Below are 14,500 nucleotides of genomic sequence, written 5' to 3' on the forward strand. Positions count from 1 at the left end.
CGCGCAGAGCAGGCGACTTCAAGGATAGTCCGAGCCCGCTCACGCGTCAGTCGAAGCGCGCCGTCCAAGCGTTCACATTTGCTTGCGGCCCGTGTAAGACCCCCGGCACCGATCAGCCCTAACGAACGGAAGTGCACATCATGACCGCCATCATCGACATCATCGGCCGCGAAATTCTCGACAGCCGTGGCAATCCCACCGTCGAGGTCGACGTCGTGCTGGAAGATGGTGCGCTCGGCCGTGCCGCGGTGCCGTCCGGCGCCTCCACCGGCGCCCATGAGGCGGTGGAACTGCGCGATGGCGACAAGGCCCGCTATCTCGGCAAAGGCGTCACCAAGGCCGTCGGCGCCGTCAATGGCGAGATCTTCGAGGCTCTGAGCGGCCTTGATGTCGAGCAGCAGGCCCAGATCGACCAGATCATGATCGACCTCGACGGTACGCCGAACAAGAGCCGGCTGGGCGCCAATGCCATCCTCGGCGTCTCGCTCGCCTGCGCCAAGGCAGCCGCGAACTCGCTCGACATGCCGCTCTATCGTTACGTCGGCGGCACCTCGGCGCGTCTCTTGCCGGTGCCGATGATGAACATCATCAATGGTGGCGTGCATGCCGACAATCCGATCGACTTCCAGGAGTTCATGATCCTCCCCGTGGGCGCGTCGTCCTTCGCCGAGGGCCTGCGCTACGGCGCGGAGGTCTTCCATACCCTGAAGTCGGAATTGAAGAAGGCCGGCCACAACACCAATGTCGGCGACGAGGGCGGTTTCGCGCCGAACCTGCCGTCGGCGGACGCCGCGCTCGAATTCGTCATGAACGCGATCGGCAAGGCCGGCTACAAGGCCGGCACCGACATCGTGATCGGCCTCGACTGCGCCTCGACCGAGTTCTTCAAGGACGGCAAGTACGTCTATGAAGGCGAGGGCAAGACCCGCTCGATCTCCGAGCAGGCCAAGTACCTCGCAGACCTGGTGTCGCGCTATCCGATCGTGACCATTGAGGACGGCATGTCGGAAGACGACATGGACGGCTGGAAGGAGCTCACCGACCTCATCGGCAAGAAGTGCCAGCTGGTCGGCGACGATCTCTTCGTCACCAACGTCAAGCGCCTTGCCGAAGGCATCAAGGCCGGCCGCGCCAATTCGATCCTGATCAAGGTCAACCAGATCGGTACGCTGACCGAGACGCTCGCTGCCGTCGAGATGGCGCACAAGGCCGGCTATACCTCGGTGATGTCGCACCGCTCCGGCGAGACCGAGGATTCCACCATCGCCGACCTCGCGGTCGCCACCAATTGCGGGCAGATCAAGACCGGCTCCCTTGCGCGTTCCGACCGCACCGCCAAATACAATCAGCTCCTGCGCATCGAGCAACAGCTCGGCAAGCAGGCACTCTACGGCGGCAAGGCGGCACTGAAGGCGCTGGCATAAGCCAGCGTTCTGGCAAGGACAGGGGAGGATCGACATGAGCGACGGCAAGACCGGACTGCAACTGCGTTCGCTGATCAAGGCCAGCGGAGAGCTCGAAATCTCGCTCGTCGACGTGCCGACCCCCGAGCCCGCCGCGGACGAGGTCGTCGTCCGCGTCGAGGCGGCGCCGATCAACCCGTCCGACCTCGGCCTCCTCGTCGGCGCGGCCGATATGAGCACGGCGAAGGCGTCCGGCACCAAGGACGCTCCCGTCATCACCGCGAAGGTGCCGGAGGGCGCGATGCGGGCGATGGCCGGCCGGCTCGACGAATCCATGCCGGTCGGTAACGAAGGCGCGGGCGTCGTCATCAAGACCGGCTCGTCCGATGCCGCGAAGGCATTGATGGGCAAGACCGTCGCCATGATCGGCGGCGCGATGTACGCGCAGTACCGCACGCTGAAAGTGCGCGAGTGCCTGCCGCTGCCGGCGGGCACCACGCCGGCCGAAGGCGCCTCCTGCTTCGTCAATCCGCTCACGGCGCTCGGCATGACCGAGACCATGCGGCGCGAGGGGCACAAGGCGCTGGTGCACACCGCAGCCGCCTCCAATCTCGGCCAGATGCTGAACAAGATCTGCATCAAGGACGGCATTCCGCTGGTCAATATCGTGCGCAGCAAGGAGCAGGCCGACATCCTGCACAAGATCGGCGCCAAATACGTCGTCGATTCCACCGCACCGAGCTTCCTCGGCGATCTCACCAATGCGCTGGTCGAGACCGGCGCCACCATCGCCTTCGATGCCATCGGCGGCGGCAAGCTGGCCGGCGACATCCTCAACTGCATGGAAGCCGCGATCAACAAGACCGCCAAGGAATACAGCCGCTACGGCTCCAACGTGCACAAGCAGGTCTACGTCTACGGCGCACTCGACATCCGCCCGATCGAGCTGCCGCGCGGCTTCGGCATGGCCTGGGGCGTCGGAGGCTGGCTGCTGTTTCCGTTCCTGATGAAGATCGGGCAGGCGGACGGAGCCAGGCTGCGCCAGCGCGTCGTCGACGAATTGAAGACGACCTTCGCCAGCCACTACACCAAGGTGGTGTCGCTTCAGGAGGCGCTCGATCCCGCCAACATCGCGGTCTACGCCAAACGGGCCACCGGCGAAAAATTCCTCATCAACCCAAATAAATCTTCGTGATGTGCCACGGCACACCATCCAAAGAAGGACTTGCCTTCTGAGCGAAGCGGGAGAACATTCGCGCCGCAATTGAAAGCGGGGCAACCGCAAGCATAGAAGGGGACACTTCCATGACTGATCTGACTCGCCGCGACCTGCTCGCGGGCGCGGCCGCTATTGGCGCGGCGGCCGTAACCGGACTTGGACCGACCACTGCCAGTGCCTCGGTGCCGCAAAGCGGGGCGCAGGCGCCCGGCTTCTATCGCTACAAGGTCGGCAGCTACGAGTGCACCTCGATCAACGACGGCGCGCGAACCTTCCCGATGCCGGACAAGTTCGTGGTCAACCTGCCGAAGGAGGAAGCGCTGGCCGCAGGTGAGGCGGCGTACATGCCGAAGGGCATGGTCACGGTGCCGTTCAATCCGCAGCTCATCAACACCGGCTCGAAGCTGGTCCTGATCGACACCGGCAACGGCGTTGCCAATCTGGAGCCGAGCAAGGGCGCGGTCGGCCGTACGCTGCAGAACCTCGCCGCTGCCGGCGTCGACCCGAAGAACATCGACATCGTGCTGCTGTCGCATCTCCACCCCGATCACACCAACGGCATTCGTCTCGCCGACGGCGCGCTCGCGTTCCCAAATGCGGAGATCATGGTGCCGGCGAAGGATTGGGAGTTCTGGGCGAGCGACGAGAACGCGGCCAAGGCTCCGAACGACATGACGAAGAACTACTTCGCCAACGTGAAGAAGACCTTTGCCGGCCTCGAATCCAAGGTCACGAAATACGAGTGGGGCAAGGAGGTCGCGCCGGGCATCACCTCGATCGCGACGCCCGGCCATACGCCGGGGCACACCTCGTTCGCGGTGGCCTCTGGCGACAAGAAGGTGCTGATCCAATCTGACGTCACTAACATTCCGGAGTTCTTCCTGCGCAATCCGGATTGGCACGTGGCGTTCGACAATGATGCCGCGCTGGCGCAGGCGACGCGCCACAAATTCTACGACATGGCGGCGGCCGAGAAGGCGACGGTGATCGGCTTCCACTTCACCTTCCCCTCGGTGGGGCATGTCGAGAAGGACGGCGCGAAATACCGCCTGATCCCGTCAGCCTGGAATCCGACGATCTGAACCGGGCCAGGGGTTTGCGAGAAACGTCAGGCCGCCTTCGGGCGGCCTGATTGTTTTTGGATCGTAGCAACCATCTGCTTTCGAGAAACTCAGCGTTTCCAAACGGGACCGGTTCATGCACTTGCATCCATCGACCGGGATCGCTTAAGTGCCGCCCCGGAACTTCCGCTCAAGCCCCCAAGGACAATCCATGGCCTACAACATCGTCGTGATCGCCGGCAGCCTGCGCAAGGACAGCTTTTCGCTGAAGATCGCCAATGCGCTCGCAAAGCTCGCGCCGGCCTCGCTCAAGCTCGAGGTCGTCACGCTGGCAGGCATCTCGTTCTTCAACCAGGACCTCGAGGGCGCGCCGCCTGCGGACTGGCTGGCCTTCCGCGAGAAGCTGCAGAAGTCGGACGGCGTCATTTTCGTCACCCCCGAATACAACCGCGCCATCCCGGGCGTGCTGAAGAACGCCATCGACGTCGCTTCGCGCCCCTATGGCAAGAGCTCGTTCAATGGCAAGCCGGTCGGCATCATCTCGAACTCGCCGGGCCCGCTCGGCGGCGTCAGCGCCGCCAAGACGCTGCAGAACATCCTGCCGGGCATTGCCGGCCCGATCCTGCAGCAGCCGGAGACCTATCTGAACGCGGTCGGCGATGCCTTCGATGCGGAGGGGAACCTGACCAAGGAATCTCTGAAGCCCGTCCTCCAGGCCTATATCGACGCGTTTGCCGCGCACGTGGCCAAGCACCACGGCTGAGGTTTTCTTCGTGATGGCCGAGCAAAAGCGCGAAGCGCGTCTTCGCGCTAGATGTCCCGGCCATCCACGTCTTAGCTCGTGGTGACGAAGAACGTGGATGCCCGGCACAATGCCGGGCATGACGGCTGGGGTCGGGATTGGAACGCGAAGGGGGAAGCGATTAGCACTCCCTTAACCAACCTGCCGCATCTTCCCAAGATGGTCTCCCGCGCGCGCCTGAAATCGATCCTGACCGGCCTTGCCCTCTACGTGATGGCGGCCGCTATCGTCGGCTATTTCGGCGTCAACGCCTACACCGGCAAATACGGTCTCAACGCCCGCCAGGAACTCGACCAGGAGATCATCGCGCTGACGAGCGAGCTCGCCCAGCTCAAGCGCGAGCGCGCGAAGAGCGAGCAGCGCGTGTCGCTGCTGCGGACATCGCGGATCGATCCTGACATGCTGGACGAGCGGGCGCGCTATCAGCTCGACTATGTCAATCCGCACGATCTCGTTCGGATGATCCCGGCGAAGTAGCGCTTTCCACAGCATTCGAAACCGGCATCGAAAGCCGCTGCCAAAATCCGACAACTGTGTAGCAATTCTACCGAAAGTCTTAGGCTGGGAACCGGGCTGCCGCCTTGACGGCAACGCAGCAACGGCGCCATGGCTTCTGCCGCCGTCGGCCCGAGTTGACGCAGATCAACCGGGCCATGGCGGCGCAGCCTAGACTGCCACCCGGAGGAAACAGTGATGAATGGGCCAATGTCCCGGCATCACGCGGCCCGCGTCGAGGCCGCCATTGCGTCAGGCCAGGCCGCGCGCTCCGCGCTGGTGGCCTCATGGCGCCGTTCGTCCCGATTGCATCATCTCGATCCCGCCGGCCGTAGCGCGCCGATGCGGCTGAGTGATGTCGAGTTGCGACAGGCGCGCGAGCGCGTCGCGCCGCTGCTCGCCGCCGCGCAAGGCGTGATGGACCGGCTCTATCAGGCGGTCGGCGCGAGCGGCTGCTGCGTGCTGCTCGCCGATGGAGCGGGCGTGCCGGTCGACCGCCGCGGCGCGGCGGTGGACGATGCGACGTTCCAATCCTGGGGCCTGTGGACCGGCGCGCTCTGGAGCGAGGAGCATGAAGGCACCAACGGCATCGGCACCTGCGTCGTCGAGCAGCGCCCGCTGACGATCGACCGCGACCAGCATTTCTTCACCCGCAACACGCTTCTGAGCTGCACCGCCGTTCCGATCTACGACCACGAGGCGGCGTTTGCGGGCGTTCTCGATGTCTCCTCCTGCCGCGCCGACCGGACCGATGCGTTTTCGAATCTGATCGCGCTCGCGGCAGGTGAGGCGGCGAGGCGCATCGAGGCTGATCTGTTTCGCCGCGCCTTCGCCCATGCCCGCATCGTGCTGACGCAAGGCGCCGACGGCCAGGCCGGCGGCCTCGTCGCGGTCGATGCGGATGATCTCGTGATCGGCGCGACCCGGTCCGCGCGCGTGGGACTCGGGATTGCGCCCGGCCGTCCCTTGCGGCCGGTGCCCGCGGCTGACCTCCTCGGCGGCGATACCGCGCATGACCATCTTGCGGACGGCCAGCGCGCGGTGCTGCAGCGGGCGCTGCTGCGGGCCGGCGGCAATGTGTCGGCCGCCGCAAAAGCGCTCGGCGTCAGTCGCGCCACGCTGCACCGGAAGCTGAAGCGGTTCGAGCTGAAGCACTGAGGGCGCTTGCCTCGCCCATGACTGTCGCAGAACTGCGACAGGTTACCCCGGCCATCGCTCCCGCCCGGGCTGACAGGAAAACGCTCCCGCGACATCGTCGGCGCAAGTCGTGAACACGCGACGAATTGCGCAAACAGCAAACATCGGGAGTGATCAATGAACAAGGTGGAATTCCTCGGCGTCACCCAGGTTCCCTTTGCCGAACGCTATGACAATTTCATCGGCGGCAAATTCATCGCGCCAATCTCCGGCAAGTACTTTGACAACGCCTCGCCGGTGAACGGCCAGATCGTCTGCAAGATCGCGCGTTCCGATGCGCAGGACGTCGAGGCCGCCCTCGATGCGGCGCACGCCGCCAAGGGCGCCTGGGGACGCACCAGCGTCGCCGAGCGCGCCGCGATCCTGAACCGGATCGCCGACCGGATGGAAGAGAATCTGGAGCGCCTTGCGATTGCCGAAACCTGGGACAACGGCAAGCCGATCCGCGAGACCCGCGCCGCCGACCTGCCACTCGCGATCGATCATTTCCGCTATTTCGCCGGCGTGGTGCGCGCACAGGAGGGCTCGATCGGCGAGATCGACCACGACACCATCGCCTATCATTTCCACGAACCGCTCGGCGTGGTCGGCCAGATCATCCCCTGGAACTTCCCGCTGCTGATGGCGTGCTGGAAGCTCGCGCCGGCGCTCGCCGCCGGCAATTGCGTCGTGCTCAAGCCCGCTGAGCAGACGCCGGCCTCGATCATGGTCTGGGCCGAGATCATCGGCGATCTCCTGCCGCCCGGCGTCCTCAACATCGTCAACGGCTTTGGCCTCGAAGCCGGCAAGCCGCTCGCGTCCAGCCCGCGGATCGCGAAAATCGCCTTCACCGGCGAGACCACGACGGGCCGGCTGATAATGCAATATGCCAGCCAGAACCTGATCCCGGTCACGCTCGAGCTCGGCGGCAAGTCGCCGAACATCTTCTTCAACGACGTCACCGCCGAGGACGACGACTTCTTCGACAAGGCGATCGAAGGTTTTGTGATGTTCGCGCTGAACCAGGGCGAGGTCTGCACCTGTCCGAGCCGGGCGCTGGTCCACGCCGACATCTATGACCGCTTCATGGAGCGTGCGCTGAAGCGCGTCGCCGCGATCAAGCAGGGCGACCCGCGCGCGGCCGACACCATGATCGGCGCGCAGGCATCCAGCGAGCAGCTCGCCAAGATCCTCTCCTATATCGACATCGGCAAGCAGGAGGGCGCCAAGGTGCTGGCCGGCGGCGGTCGTGCCGAGCTCGGCGGCGATCTGTCCGGCGGCTTCTATGTCCAGCCGACGGTGTTCGAGGGCCACAACAAGATGCGAATCTTCCAGGAGGAGATCTTTGGTCCGGTCGTCTCGGTCACGACCTTCAAGACCGATGACGAAGCGCTCGCGATCGCCAACGACACGCTCTACGGCCTGGGAGCCGGCGTCTGGAGTCGCGATGCCAACCGCTGCTACCGCTTCGGCCGGGCCATCCAGGCCGGCCGGGTCTGGACCAACTGCTATCATGCGTATCCTGCGCATGCCGCGTTCGGCGGTTACAAGCAGTCGGGCGTCGGTCGCGAGACCCACAAGATGATGCTCGATCATTACCAGCAGACCAAGAATCTCCTGGTCAGCTACAGCCCGAAGAAGCTTGGCTTCTTCTGATCGGGCAAGATCTGATCGGGCAAGATCTGATTGAGCAGGAGAGGGCGGAGCAACCTTGCGCCGCCCTCTCCGTCGTCATCCGTCTGTCAGAGTCTTGAGACAATACGACAGCGCCGACCGTATTCGGTTCGGCGCCTGCGGCATTCGAAGCGATGCCTGGCAACGACGGAGGCTTGATGATGCGGAACAGTCGTTCAGGACGGACAATGGGTGTCGCGGCGGTGCTGTTCGGCGCGGCGGTGCTGCCGCTGTCGATGGCCTTTGCGCAGTCCGGCCCGGCGCCAGCTGGCGCCAAGCCCTTCCTGACCGTCGATGGACAGGCGCCACTGGTCCTTGGCCATCGCGGCCTGCCGGGCCTGGTACCTGAAGAGACCGAGGCGTCGTACGACCTCGCCGCGGCGCTCGGGACCGATGCGCTCGAAGAGGATTTGCACCTGACCAAAGATTGCGTTCTGGTCGTGCGTCATAACCCCTGGCTGAGCGACAACACCAACATTGCCGAGGTGGCGAAGACCAATGCGGCCGTCGCCGCCCGCAAGCGGACCGTGCCTGGTGTGCGCGTCAAGGCCCCGTCGGCCACCGGCGTGCCTGCCGACTACCTGACGGATCTCAGCGACCCGGCCGATCCCAGATCGGTGCTGAAGTCGCTGATCGTGGACGGCGAGGATCATACCAACGATTGGTCGATCAGCGACTTCACCATGGCCGAGCTGAAGCAATGGATCGGCGGCACCACCTATGACGCGGCCAACGAGCGGCCGAAAGTCTTCAACGGCAAGCTCCCGATCATCAGCTTCCAGGACGTCATCGACATCGCCAAGGTCAAGAGCAAGGAGACCGGGCGGTCCATCCTCGTCTATCCCGAAACCAAGAACCCGACCTGGAACAATGCCCAGGCGATCGCCAATGGCTGCGGCGTGGCCGGCAGCCGGCCGCTCGAAGATGCCCTGATCAAGATCATTGGCGATAACGGCCTCAACACCAAGGACGCTCCCATCCTGGTCCAGAGCTTCGAACCCGGCAGCCTGAAATATATGCGCAGCCACGGCCTCCAGACGCGGCAGGTCCAGCTCGTCGACGGCAACGGAATCGACTTCAAAACCGGCAAGGTTCTCCTCAACAACATCACGAATTCGCGTCCGTTCGACTGGACGGTTGCGGGCGATGCGCGCTTGTACGATGCGATGCTCACGCCCGAGGGGCTTGCCGAGATCAAGACCTATGCCGAGGGCATCGGTCCGTGGAAGGCCTATATCGTTCCGCTCAAGATCGCGCCGTGGAAGGACAGCAACGCCGATGGCACGCCCTACAAGGGATCGACGCCGGAGGCTTCGACGCAGGACGCGACCAGCCTCGTCGCGGATGCGCACAAGCTCGGTCTTTTCGTCCATGTCTTCACGTTTCGGAACGAGAAGAAATATCTCGCCGCCGACTATCGCGGTGACCCGAGCCTTGAATATCTCAAATTCTACCGGCTCGGCGTCGATGGGGTCTTCAGCGACTTCACGCATACCGGCGTTGCCGCCCGCTCAGCGTATTTGCGCGAGTTGGGCTGGTAAGGCTGGCACGGCGAATCGGACGCGCTTGGGATTTCGGATACAAAACGCCGCGTCCGATTTCTCTGCGTTGGCGGCTCACGTTCCCTTCGCTGACCGGTGAGCTAAAGTTGCCCGATCGGCGCCAAAGGTTTTGCAAAGTTTCGGCCACGTTGCAGTGCGGCATAATGAAAGTCGAGCCATGCCGCCGCGGTCCTTTCCAAGGGCGTTTGACTTGGGTTAGAGAGGGCTGAAGTTTTCTCTGACCCGGAATTCCCATGGCCGCACCCAAGAAAGCCGCCGCAAGCACTCCACAAGACAAGACCGACGGCGGTTCGCCCCCGGAATTCACCAGAGAGCAGGAGCTCAAAGCGCTCCGCGACATGCTCCTGATCCGGCGGTTCGAGGAAAAGGCCGGCCAGCTCTACGGCATGGGCGCGATCGGCGGCTTCTGCCACCTCTATATCGGCCAGGAAGCCGTGGTGGTCGGCATGCAGATGGCCCTGAAGCAGGGCGATCAAGTGATCACTGGCTATCGCGATCACGGTCATATGCTTGCCACCGGCATGGAGGCCAACGGCGTCATGGCCGAGCTCACCGGCCGGCGCGGCGGCTATTCCAAGGGCAAGGGCGGCTCCATGCACATGTTCAGCAAGGAGAAGCACTTCTACGGCGGCCACGGCATCGTCGGAGCCCAGGTCTCGCTCGGCACGGGTCTGGCCTTCGCGAACCACTATCGTGGTAACGACAATGTCAGCGTCACCTATTTCGGCGACGGCGCGGCCAACCAGGGCCAGGTCTATGAGAGCTTCAACATGGCGGAGCTCTGGAAGCTGCCGGTGATCTACGTCATCGAGAACAACCGCTACGCCATGGGCACCGCGGTGTCGCGCGCTTCGGCGCAGCAGGATTTCTCCAAGCGCGGTGCGTCCTTCAACATCCCCGGCATGCAGGTCGACGGCATGGACGTCCGCGCCGTGAAGGCCGCGGGCGAGGAGGCGGCGGCCTGGTGCCGCGCCGGCAAGGGCCCCTTCATCCTGGAGATGCAGACCTACCGCTATCGCGGCCATTCGATGTCCGACCCCGCCAAGTACAGAACGCGCGAAGAGGTCGAAAAAGTCCGCCACGACCAGGACCCGATCGAGCAGGTGCGCAACCGCCTGCTCGCGGCCAAGGTGAGCGAGGCCGATCTCAAGGCGATCGACGCCGAGGTCCGCGACATCGTCAACGCGTCCGCCGACTTCGCCCAGCATGATCCCGAGCCGGATGCCGCCGAGCTCTGGACCGACATTTACCGCTGAACGCGCGCAAGCTTTCTTTTGGAGTCGATATGCCAATTCAAGTGCTGATGCCCGCGTTGTCGCCCACGATGGAGAAGGGCAACCTTGCCAAGTGGCTGAAGAAAGAGGGCGAGACGATCAAGTCCGGCGACGTGATCGCCGAGATCGAGACCGACAAGGCGACCATGGAAGTCGAGGCGACCGACGAGGGGACGCTCGGCAAGATCCTGATCCCCGAGGGCACCGCCGACGTTGCCGTGAACACGCCGATCGCGACCATCCTCGCCGATGGCGAGAGCGCCGCCGATCTCGCCAAGGCGCCCGCGCCGGCGAAGCCGGCAGCCGAGGCTGCTCCGCCCACGTCCGCGAAGGCCGAGGCACCCGCGCCCAAGGCTGCGCCCGCACCGCAGGCCGTTGCCGAACCCGATCCCGAAGTGCCCGCCGGCACCGAGATGGTGACGCAGACCATCCGCGAAGCGCTGCGCGACGCGATGGCCGAAGAGATGCGCCGCGACGCCGACGTCTTCGTGATGGGCGAAGAGGTCGCCGAATATCAGGGCGCCTACAAGGTGACCCAGGGCCTGCTCCAGGAATTCGGCGCCAGGCGCGTGATCGACACGCCGATCACCGAGCACGGCTTCGCCGGCATCGGCGTCGGTGCCGCCATGACCGGGCTGAAGCCGATCGTCGAGTTCATGACCTTCAACTTCGCCATGCAGGCGATCGACCAGATTATCAACTCGGCGGCCAAGACGCTCTACATGTCCGGCGGACAGATGGGCTGCTCGATCGTGTTCCGCGGCCCGAACGGCGCCGCCGCACGTGTCGCCGCCCAGCACAGCCAGGACTACTCGTCCTGGTATTCCAACGTCCCGGGTCTCAAGGTGGTCGCGCCGTTCTCCGCAGCGGACTACAAGGGCCTGCTCAAGGCTGCGATCCGCGATCCCAATCCGGTGATCTTCCTCGAGAACGAGGTGCTCTACGGCCATACCGGCGAAGTGCCGAAGCTTGATGACTTCGTGATCCCGATCGGTAAGGCGCGCATCGTGCGTTCGGGCAGCCACGTCACCATCATCTCCTGGTCGAACGGCATGACCTACGCGCTGAAAGCCGCCGACGAACTCGCCAAGGACGGTATCGAGGCCGAGGTGATCGACCTGCGCACGCTGCGGCCGATGGACACCGAGACCATCGTCAACTCGGTCAAGAAGACCGGTCGTGCGGTCACGGTGGAAGAGGGCTGGGCGCAGAGCGGCGTCGGCGCCGAGATCGCCGCGCGCATCATGGAGAACGCCTTCGACTATCTCGATGCGCCGGTCGCGCGCGTCTCCGGCAAGGACGTCCCGATGCCCTATGCCGCGAACCTGGAGAAACTCGCGCTGCCGTCGGCAGCCGAAGTGGTCGAGGCCGCCAAAGCCGTCTGCTACAGGTAGATCATGGCGGGTCCGAAGGAGCAGCCATTGCCACCCGACGTCCTCGCCCGCGACGATGCGGTCGAGATCCTGCGCGTGTTCGTGCTGGACGGCGGGCTGTCGATGGCGTTCCAGCGCGCCTTCGAGGAGCCCGACATGTGGGGCCTCCTGCTCGTCGATCTCGCCCGCCACGCGGCGCGCGCCTATGCGCGCGAGAGCGAATACACCGAGGAGGACGCGCTGAGCCGGATCCTCGAGATGTTCCAGGCGGAGATTGAACGGCCAACCGATACGGGCACGACGACGCCGCGCGGGAAGGGGCACTGATCGTGGCGATCGAAGCCCATCATTTCGATTTCATGCTGGAGGCGATCCGTGAGGCGGAGGCCTCGATCGCGCAGGGCGGCCTGCCGATCGGCGCCGTGCTGACGCGCGGCAATGAGATCATCGCCCGCGGCCACAACAATCGTGTGCAGGAAAAGAACGTCATCCTGCACGGCGAGATGAGCTGCCTGCGCGAGGCCGGCGTGATCTCGTTCCACGACACCGTCATGTACACCACGCTGTCGCCATGCTCGATGTGCGCCGGCGCACTCGCTCTGTTCAAGGTGAAGCTGGTGGTGATCGGGGAATCCGTCACCTTCCCGGGCTCCAAGGACATCCTCGACAAGTTCGGCATCCCCTGGATCGACCTTGCCGACGACCGCTCCATCACCATGATGAAGAATTGGCGTTCCATCCCTGCCAACGAGCGCCTGTGGCAGGGCGACATCGGCAACTAAACCTGGTCGTCTTCGCTGTCGGAGACGACGTATTGAAAAGTTCTTCTTGAGGTCAGCATGCCCATCAACATCCTGATGCCCGCTCTCTCGCCGACAATGGAGAAGGGCAACCTCGCCAAGTGGCTGAAGAAGGAAGGCGACAAGGTCAAATCCGGCGACGTCATCGCCGAGATCGAGACCGACAAGGCGACCATGGAGGTCGAGGCGATCGATGAAGGCACGATCGCCAAGATCCTCGTGCCCGAGGGCACGCAGGACGTCCCGGTCAACGACGTGATCGCGGTGCTGGCCGGCGAGGGCGAGGACGTGAAGGCGGCTGGTGCCGCCAAGCCCAGCGCCTCGGCCGCACCTCCGAAAGCTGCTGAAGCGCCCGCCGCCGCGCCGGCTCCCGCCGCCGCGCCGGCTCCCGCAGCTGCGCCTGCCGCGCCCAAGGCTGCGCCGCCGCCTGCCGCTGCACCGGCGCCGCAGGCCGCAGCTCCGGCCGCGCAGAGCAACGGCCATGGCGGCCGCGTGTTCTCATCGCCGCTCGCGCGCCGTCTTGCCAAGGACGCCGGCATCGACGTGTCGATGGTGACCGGTACCGGTCCGCACGGCCGCGTGGTCGCGCGCGACGTCGAGCAGGCCAAGTCCGGCAAGGGCCTGAAGGCGCCTGCCGCTGCGCCGTCCGGGGCGCCCTCGATCGCGCCGACCATGTCGGACAAGCAGATCCTGTCGCTGTTCGAGCCCGGCTCCTACGAGATCGTCCCGCATGACGGCATGCGCCGCACGATCGCGCAGCGCCTGACTGCGTCGATCCAGAACGTCCCGCACTTCTACCTCACCATCGACTGCGACATCGGCAAGCTGCTCGCCGCGCGCGAGGAGATCAACGCGGCTGCTCCCAAGGACAAGGAGAAGAAGCCGCTCTACAAGATCTCGGTCAACGACTTCGTCATCAAGGCGATGGCCGTTGCGCTCCAGAGAATCCCGAACTGCAATGTCAGCTGGACCGAAAGCGGCATGGTCAAGCACCACCATTCCGACGTCGGTGTCGCCGTGGCGATGCCCGGTGGCCTGATCACGCCGATCATCCGCAAGGCAGAGACCAAGACGCTCTCCACCATCTCCAACGAGATGAAGGATTTTGCCGCGCGCGCCCGCTCGCGCAAGCTGAAGCCCGAGGAATACCAGGGCGGCACCACCGCGGTCTCCAACCTCGGCATGTTCGGCATCAGCCACTTCACCGCCGTGATCAACCCGCCGCATGCGACGATCCTCGCGGTCGGCACCAGCGAAGAGCGGCCGGTCGTGCGTGGCGGCAAGATCGAGATCGCGCACATGATGAGCGTGACCTTGTCCTGCGATCACCGCGCCATCGACGGCGCGCTTGGCGCCGAGCTGATCGGCGCGTTCAAGCAGCTGATCGAAAATCCCGTCATGATGATGGTCTGAGATGGCGCATGACGACGCGCTGGCCCTGGATCTCGATGCTGGTCTCGCTGATCCTCACGCTCAGCCCGCTCGGCCGCGACATCGTTGACTCCGCCTTCTTCGCCGGCGAGGCGCTGTCGCGCAACATCTGGGCGCCGATCGCGCTCACCATCTTCGCCGTCATGGCCGCCGCCATTCTCTCGGAATGGCTGATCAGAACCTACATCCGCAATCGCCGCGCCCGCGGCGCAACGACCGCTTGAGTTGAA

The 14,500-nt window shown here is 64.7% G+C and carries 14 protein-coding genes; all 14 read left to right on the plus strand.

The annotated features are described in order from the left end of the window. Positions 1–140: 140 nt before the first annotated feature. The gene (gene eno / locus BJ6T_RS23685; protein WP_028149603.1) at positions 141–1,424 is read left to right on the plus strand and encodes a phosphopyruvate hydratase; all 1,284 of its coding nucleotides are present in this window, start codon (positions 141–143) and stop codon (positions 1,422–1,424) included. Between the two features lie 34 nt (positions 1,425–1,458). After that, on the plus strand, positions 1,459–2,598 hold the full coding sequence (locus BJ6T_RS23690) for a zinc-binding dehydrogenase (RefSeq protein ID WP_014495005.1): 1,140 nt from the start codon (positions 1,459–1,461) through the stop codon (positions 2,596–2,598). A 110-nt stretch (positions 2,599–2,708) separates the two neighbouring features. Further along, positions 2,709–3,704: an MBL fold metallo-hydrolase gene (locus tag BJ6T_RS23695; protein ID WP_014495006.1), complete on the plus strand. Its 996-nt coding sequence runs from the start codon at positions 2,709–2,711 to the stop codon at positions 3,702–3,704. 190 nt (positions 3,705–3,894) lie between these two features. After that, a complete protein-coding gene (locus BJ6T_RS23700; protein ID WP_014495007.1) occupies positions 3,895–4,446 on the plus strand; it encodes an NADPH-dependent FMN reductase in 552 nt (183 codons plus the stop codon). Positions 4,447–4,644: 198 nt separating this feature from the next. Further along, positions 4,645–4,962, plus strand: a complete 318-nt coding sequence (locus BJ6T_RS23705; RefSeq protein ID WP_028169474.1) for an FtsB family cell division protein — start codon at positions 4,645–4,647, stop codon at positions 4,960–4,962. A 216-nt stretch (positions 4,963–5,178) separates the two neighbouring features. After that, positions 5,179–6,138, plus strand: coding sequence for a GAF domain-containing protein (locus BJ6T_RS23710; RefSeq protein ID WP_014495009.1), 960 nt, complete (start codon positions 5,179–5,181; stop codon positions 6,136–6,138). Between the two features lie 156 nt (positions 6,139–6,294). Next, on the plus strand, positions 6,295–7,812 hold the full coding sequence (adh, locus tag BJ6T_RS23715; protein ID WP_014495010.1) for an aldehyde dehydrogenase: 1,518 nt from the start codon (positions 6,295–6,297) through the stop codon (positions 7,810–7,812). Between the two features lie 206 nt (positions 7,813–8,018). Next, on the plus strand, positions 8,019–9,371 hold the full coding sequence (locus BJ6T_RS23720) for a glycerophosphodiester phosphodiesterase family protein (protein WP_014495011.1): 1,353 nt from the start codon (positions 8,019–8,021) through the stop codon (positions 9,369–9,371). A gap of 254 nt (positions 9,372–9,625) precedes the next feature. Then, positions 9,626–10,648, plus strand: a complete 1,023-nt coding sequence (gene pdhA / locus BJ6T_RS23725) for a pyruvate dehydrogenase (acetyl-transferring) E1 component subunit alpha (RefSeq protein ID WP_014495012.1) — start codon at positions 9,626–9,628, stop codon at positions 10,646–10,648. Between the two features lie 29 nt (positions 10,649–10,677). Further along, positions 10,678–12,060 carry a pyruvate dehydrogenase complex E1 component subunit beta gene (locus BJ6T_RS23730; protein ID WP_014495013.1) on the plus strand — a complete coding sequence of 461 codons (1,383 nt, stop codon included), beginning with the start codon at positions 10,678–10,680 and terminating at the stop codon, positions 12,058–12,060. A gap of 3 nt (positions 12,061–12,063) precedes the next feature. Beyond that, positions 12,064–12,366 (plus strand): DUF5076 domain-containing protein, encoded by a 303-nt coding sequence (locus tag BJ6T_RS23735; protein ID WP_028149595.1) that lies wholly within the window; start codon positions 12,064–12,066, stop codon positions 12,364–12,366. A 2-nt stretch (positions 12,367–12,368) separates the two neighbouring features. After that, the gene (locus BJ6T_RS23740; RefSeq protein ID WP_014495015.1) at positions 12,369–12,821 is read left to right on the plus strand and encodes a nucleoside deaminase; all 453 of its coding nucleotides are present in this window, start codon (positions 12,369–12,371) and stop codon (positions 12,819–12,821) included. 57 nt (positions 12,822–12,878) lie between these two features. Next, positions 12,879–14,252 carry a pyruvate dehydrogenase complex dihydrolipoamide acetyltransferase gene (locus tag BJ6T_RS23745; protein WP_014495016.1) on the plus strand — a complete coding sequence of 458 codons (1,374 nt, stop codon included), beginning with the start codon at positions 12,879–12,881 and terminating at the stop codon, positions 14,250–14,252. Between the two features lie 8 nt (positions 14,253–14,260). Then, a complete protein-coding gene (locus BJ6T_RS23750; protein ID WP_014495017.1) occupies positions 14,261–14,494 on the plus strand; it encodes a hypothetical protein in 234 nt (77 codons plus the stop codon). Positions 14,495–14,500 lie beyond the last annotated feature (6 nt).

It is taken from the genome of Bradyrhizobium japonicum USDA 6, from assembly GCF_000284375.1.
Classification (GTDB): Bacteria; Pseudomonadota; Alphaproteobacteria; order Rhizobiales; family Xanthobacteraceae; genus Bradyrhizobium; species Bradyrhizobium japonicum.

Bases quoted from the DNA above. Each gene is read 5' to 3' on its own strand.
- adh (WP_014495010.1), top strand. From the start codon at position 6,295: ATGAACAAGGTGGAATTCCTCGGCGTCACCCAGGTTCCCTTTGCCGAA.
- BJ6T_RS23690 (WP_014495005.1), top strand. From the start codon at position 1,459: ATGAGCGACGGCAAGACCGGACTGCAACTGCGTTCGCTGATCAAGGCC.
- BJ6T_RS23720 (WP_014495011.1), top strand. From the start codon at position 8,019: ATGGGTGTCGCGGCGGTGCTGTTCGGCGCGGCGGTGCTGCCGCTGTCG.
- BJ6T_RS23745 (WP_014495016.1), top strand. From the start codon at position 12,879: ATGCCCATCAACATCCTGATGCCCGCTCTCTCGCCGACAATGGAGAAG.
- eno (WP_028149603.1), top strand. From the start codon at position 141: ATGACCGCCATCATCGACATCATCGGCCGCGAAATTCTCGACAGCCGT.
- pdhA (WP_014495012.1), top strand. From the start codon at position 9,626: ATGGCCGCACCCAAGAAAGCCGCCGCAAGCACTCCACAAGACAAGACC.
- BJ6T_RS23735 (WP_028149595.1), top strand. From the start codon at position 12,064: ATGGCGGGTCCGAAGGAGCAGCCATTGCCACCCGACGTCCTCGCCCGC.
- BJ6T_RS23695 (WP_014495006.1), top strand. From the start codon at position 2,709: ATGACTGATCTGACTCGCCGCGACCTGCTCGCGGGCGCGGCCGCTATT.
- BJ6T_RS23750 (WP_014495017.1), top strand. From the start codon at position 14,261: ATGACGACGCGCTGGCCCTGGATCTCGATGCTGGTCTCGCTGATCCTC.
- BJ6T_RS23710 (WP_014495009.1), top strand. From the start codon at position 5,179: ATGAATGGGCCAATGTCCCGGCATCACGCGGCCCGCGTCGAGGCCGCC.
- BJ6T_RS23700 (WP_014495007.1), top strand. From the start codon at position 3,895: ATGGCCTACAACATCGTCGTGATCGCCGGCAGCCTGCGCAAGGACAGC.
- BJ6T_RS23705 (WP_028169474.1), top strand. From the start codon at position 4,645: ATGGTCTCCCGCGCGCGCCTGAAATCGATCCTGACCGGCCTTGCCCTC.
- BJ6T_RS23730 (WP_014495013.1), top strand. From the start codon at position 10,678: ATGCCAATTCAAGTGCTGATGCCCGCGTTGTCGCCCACGATGGAGAAG.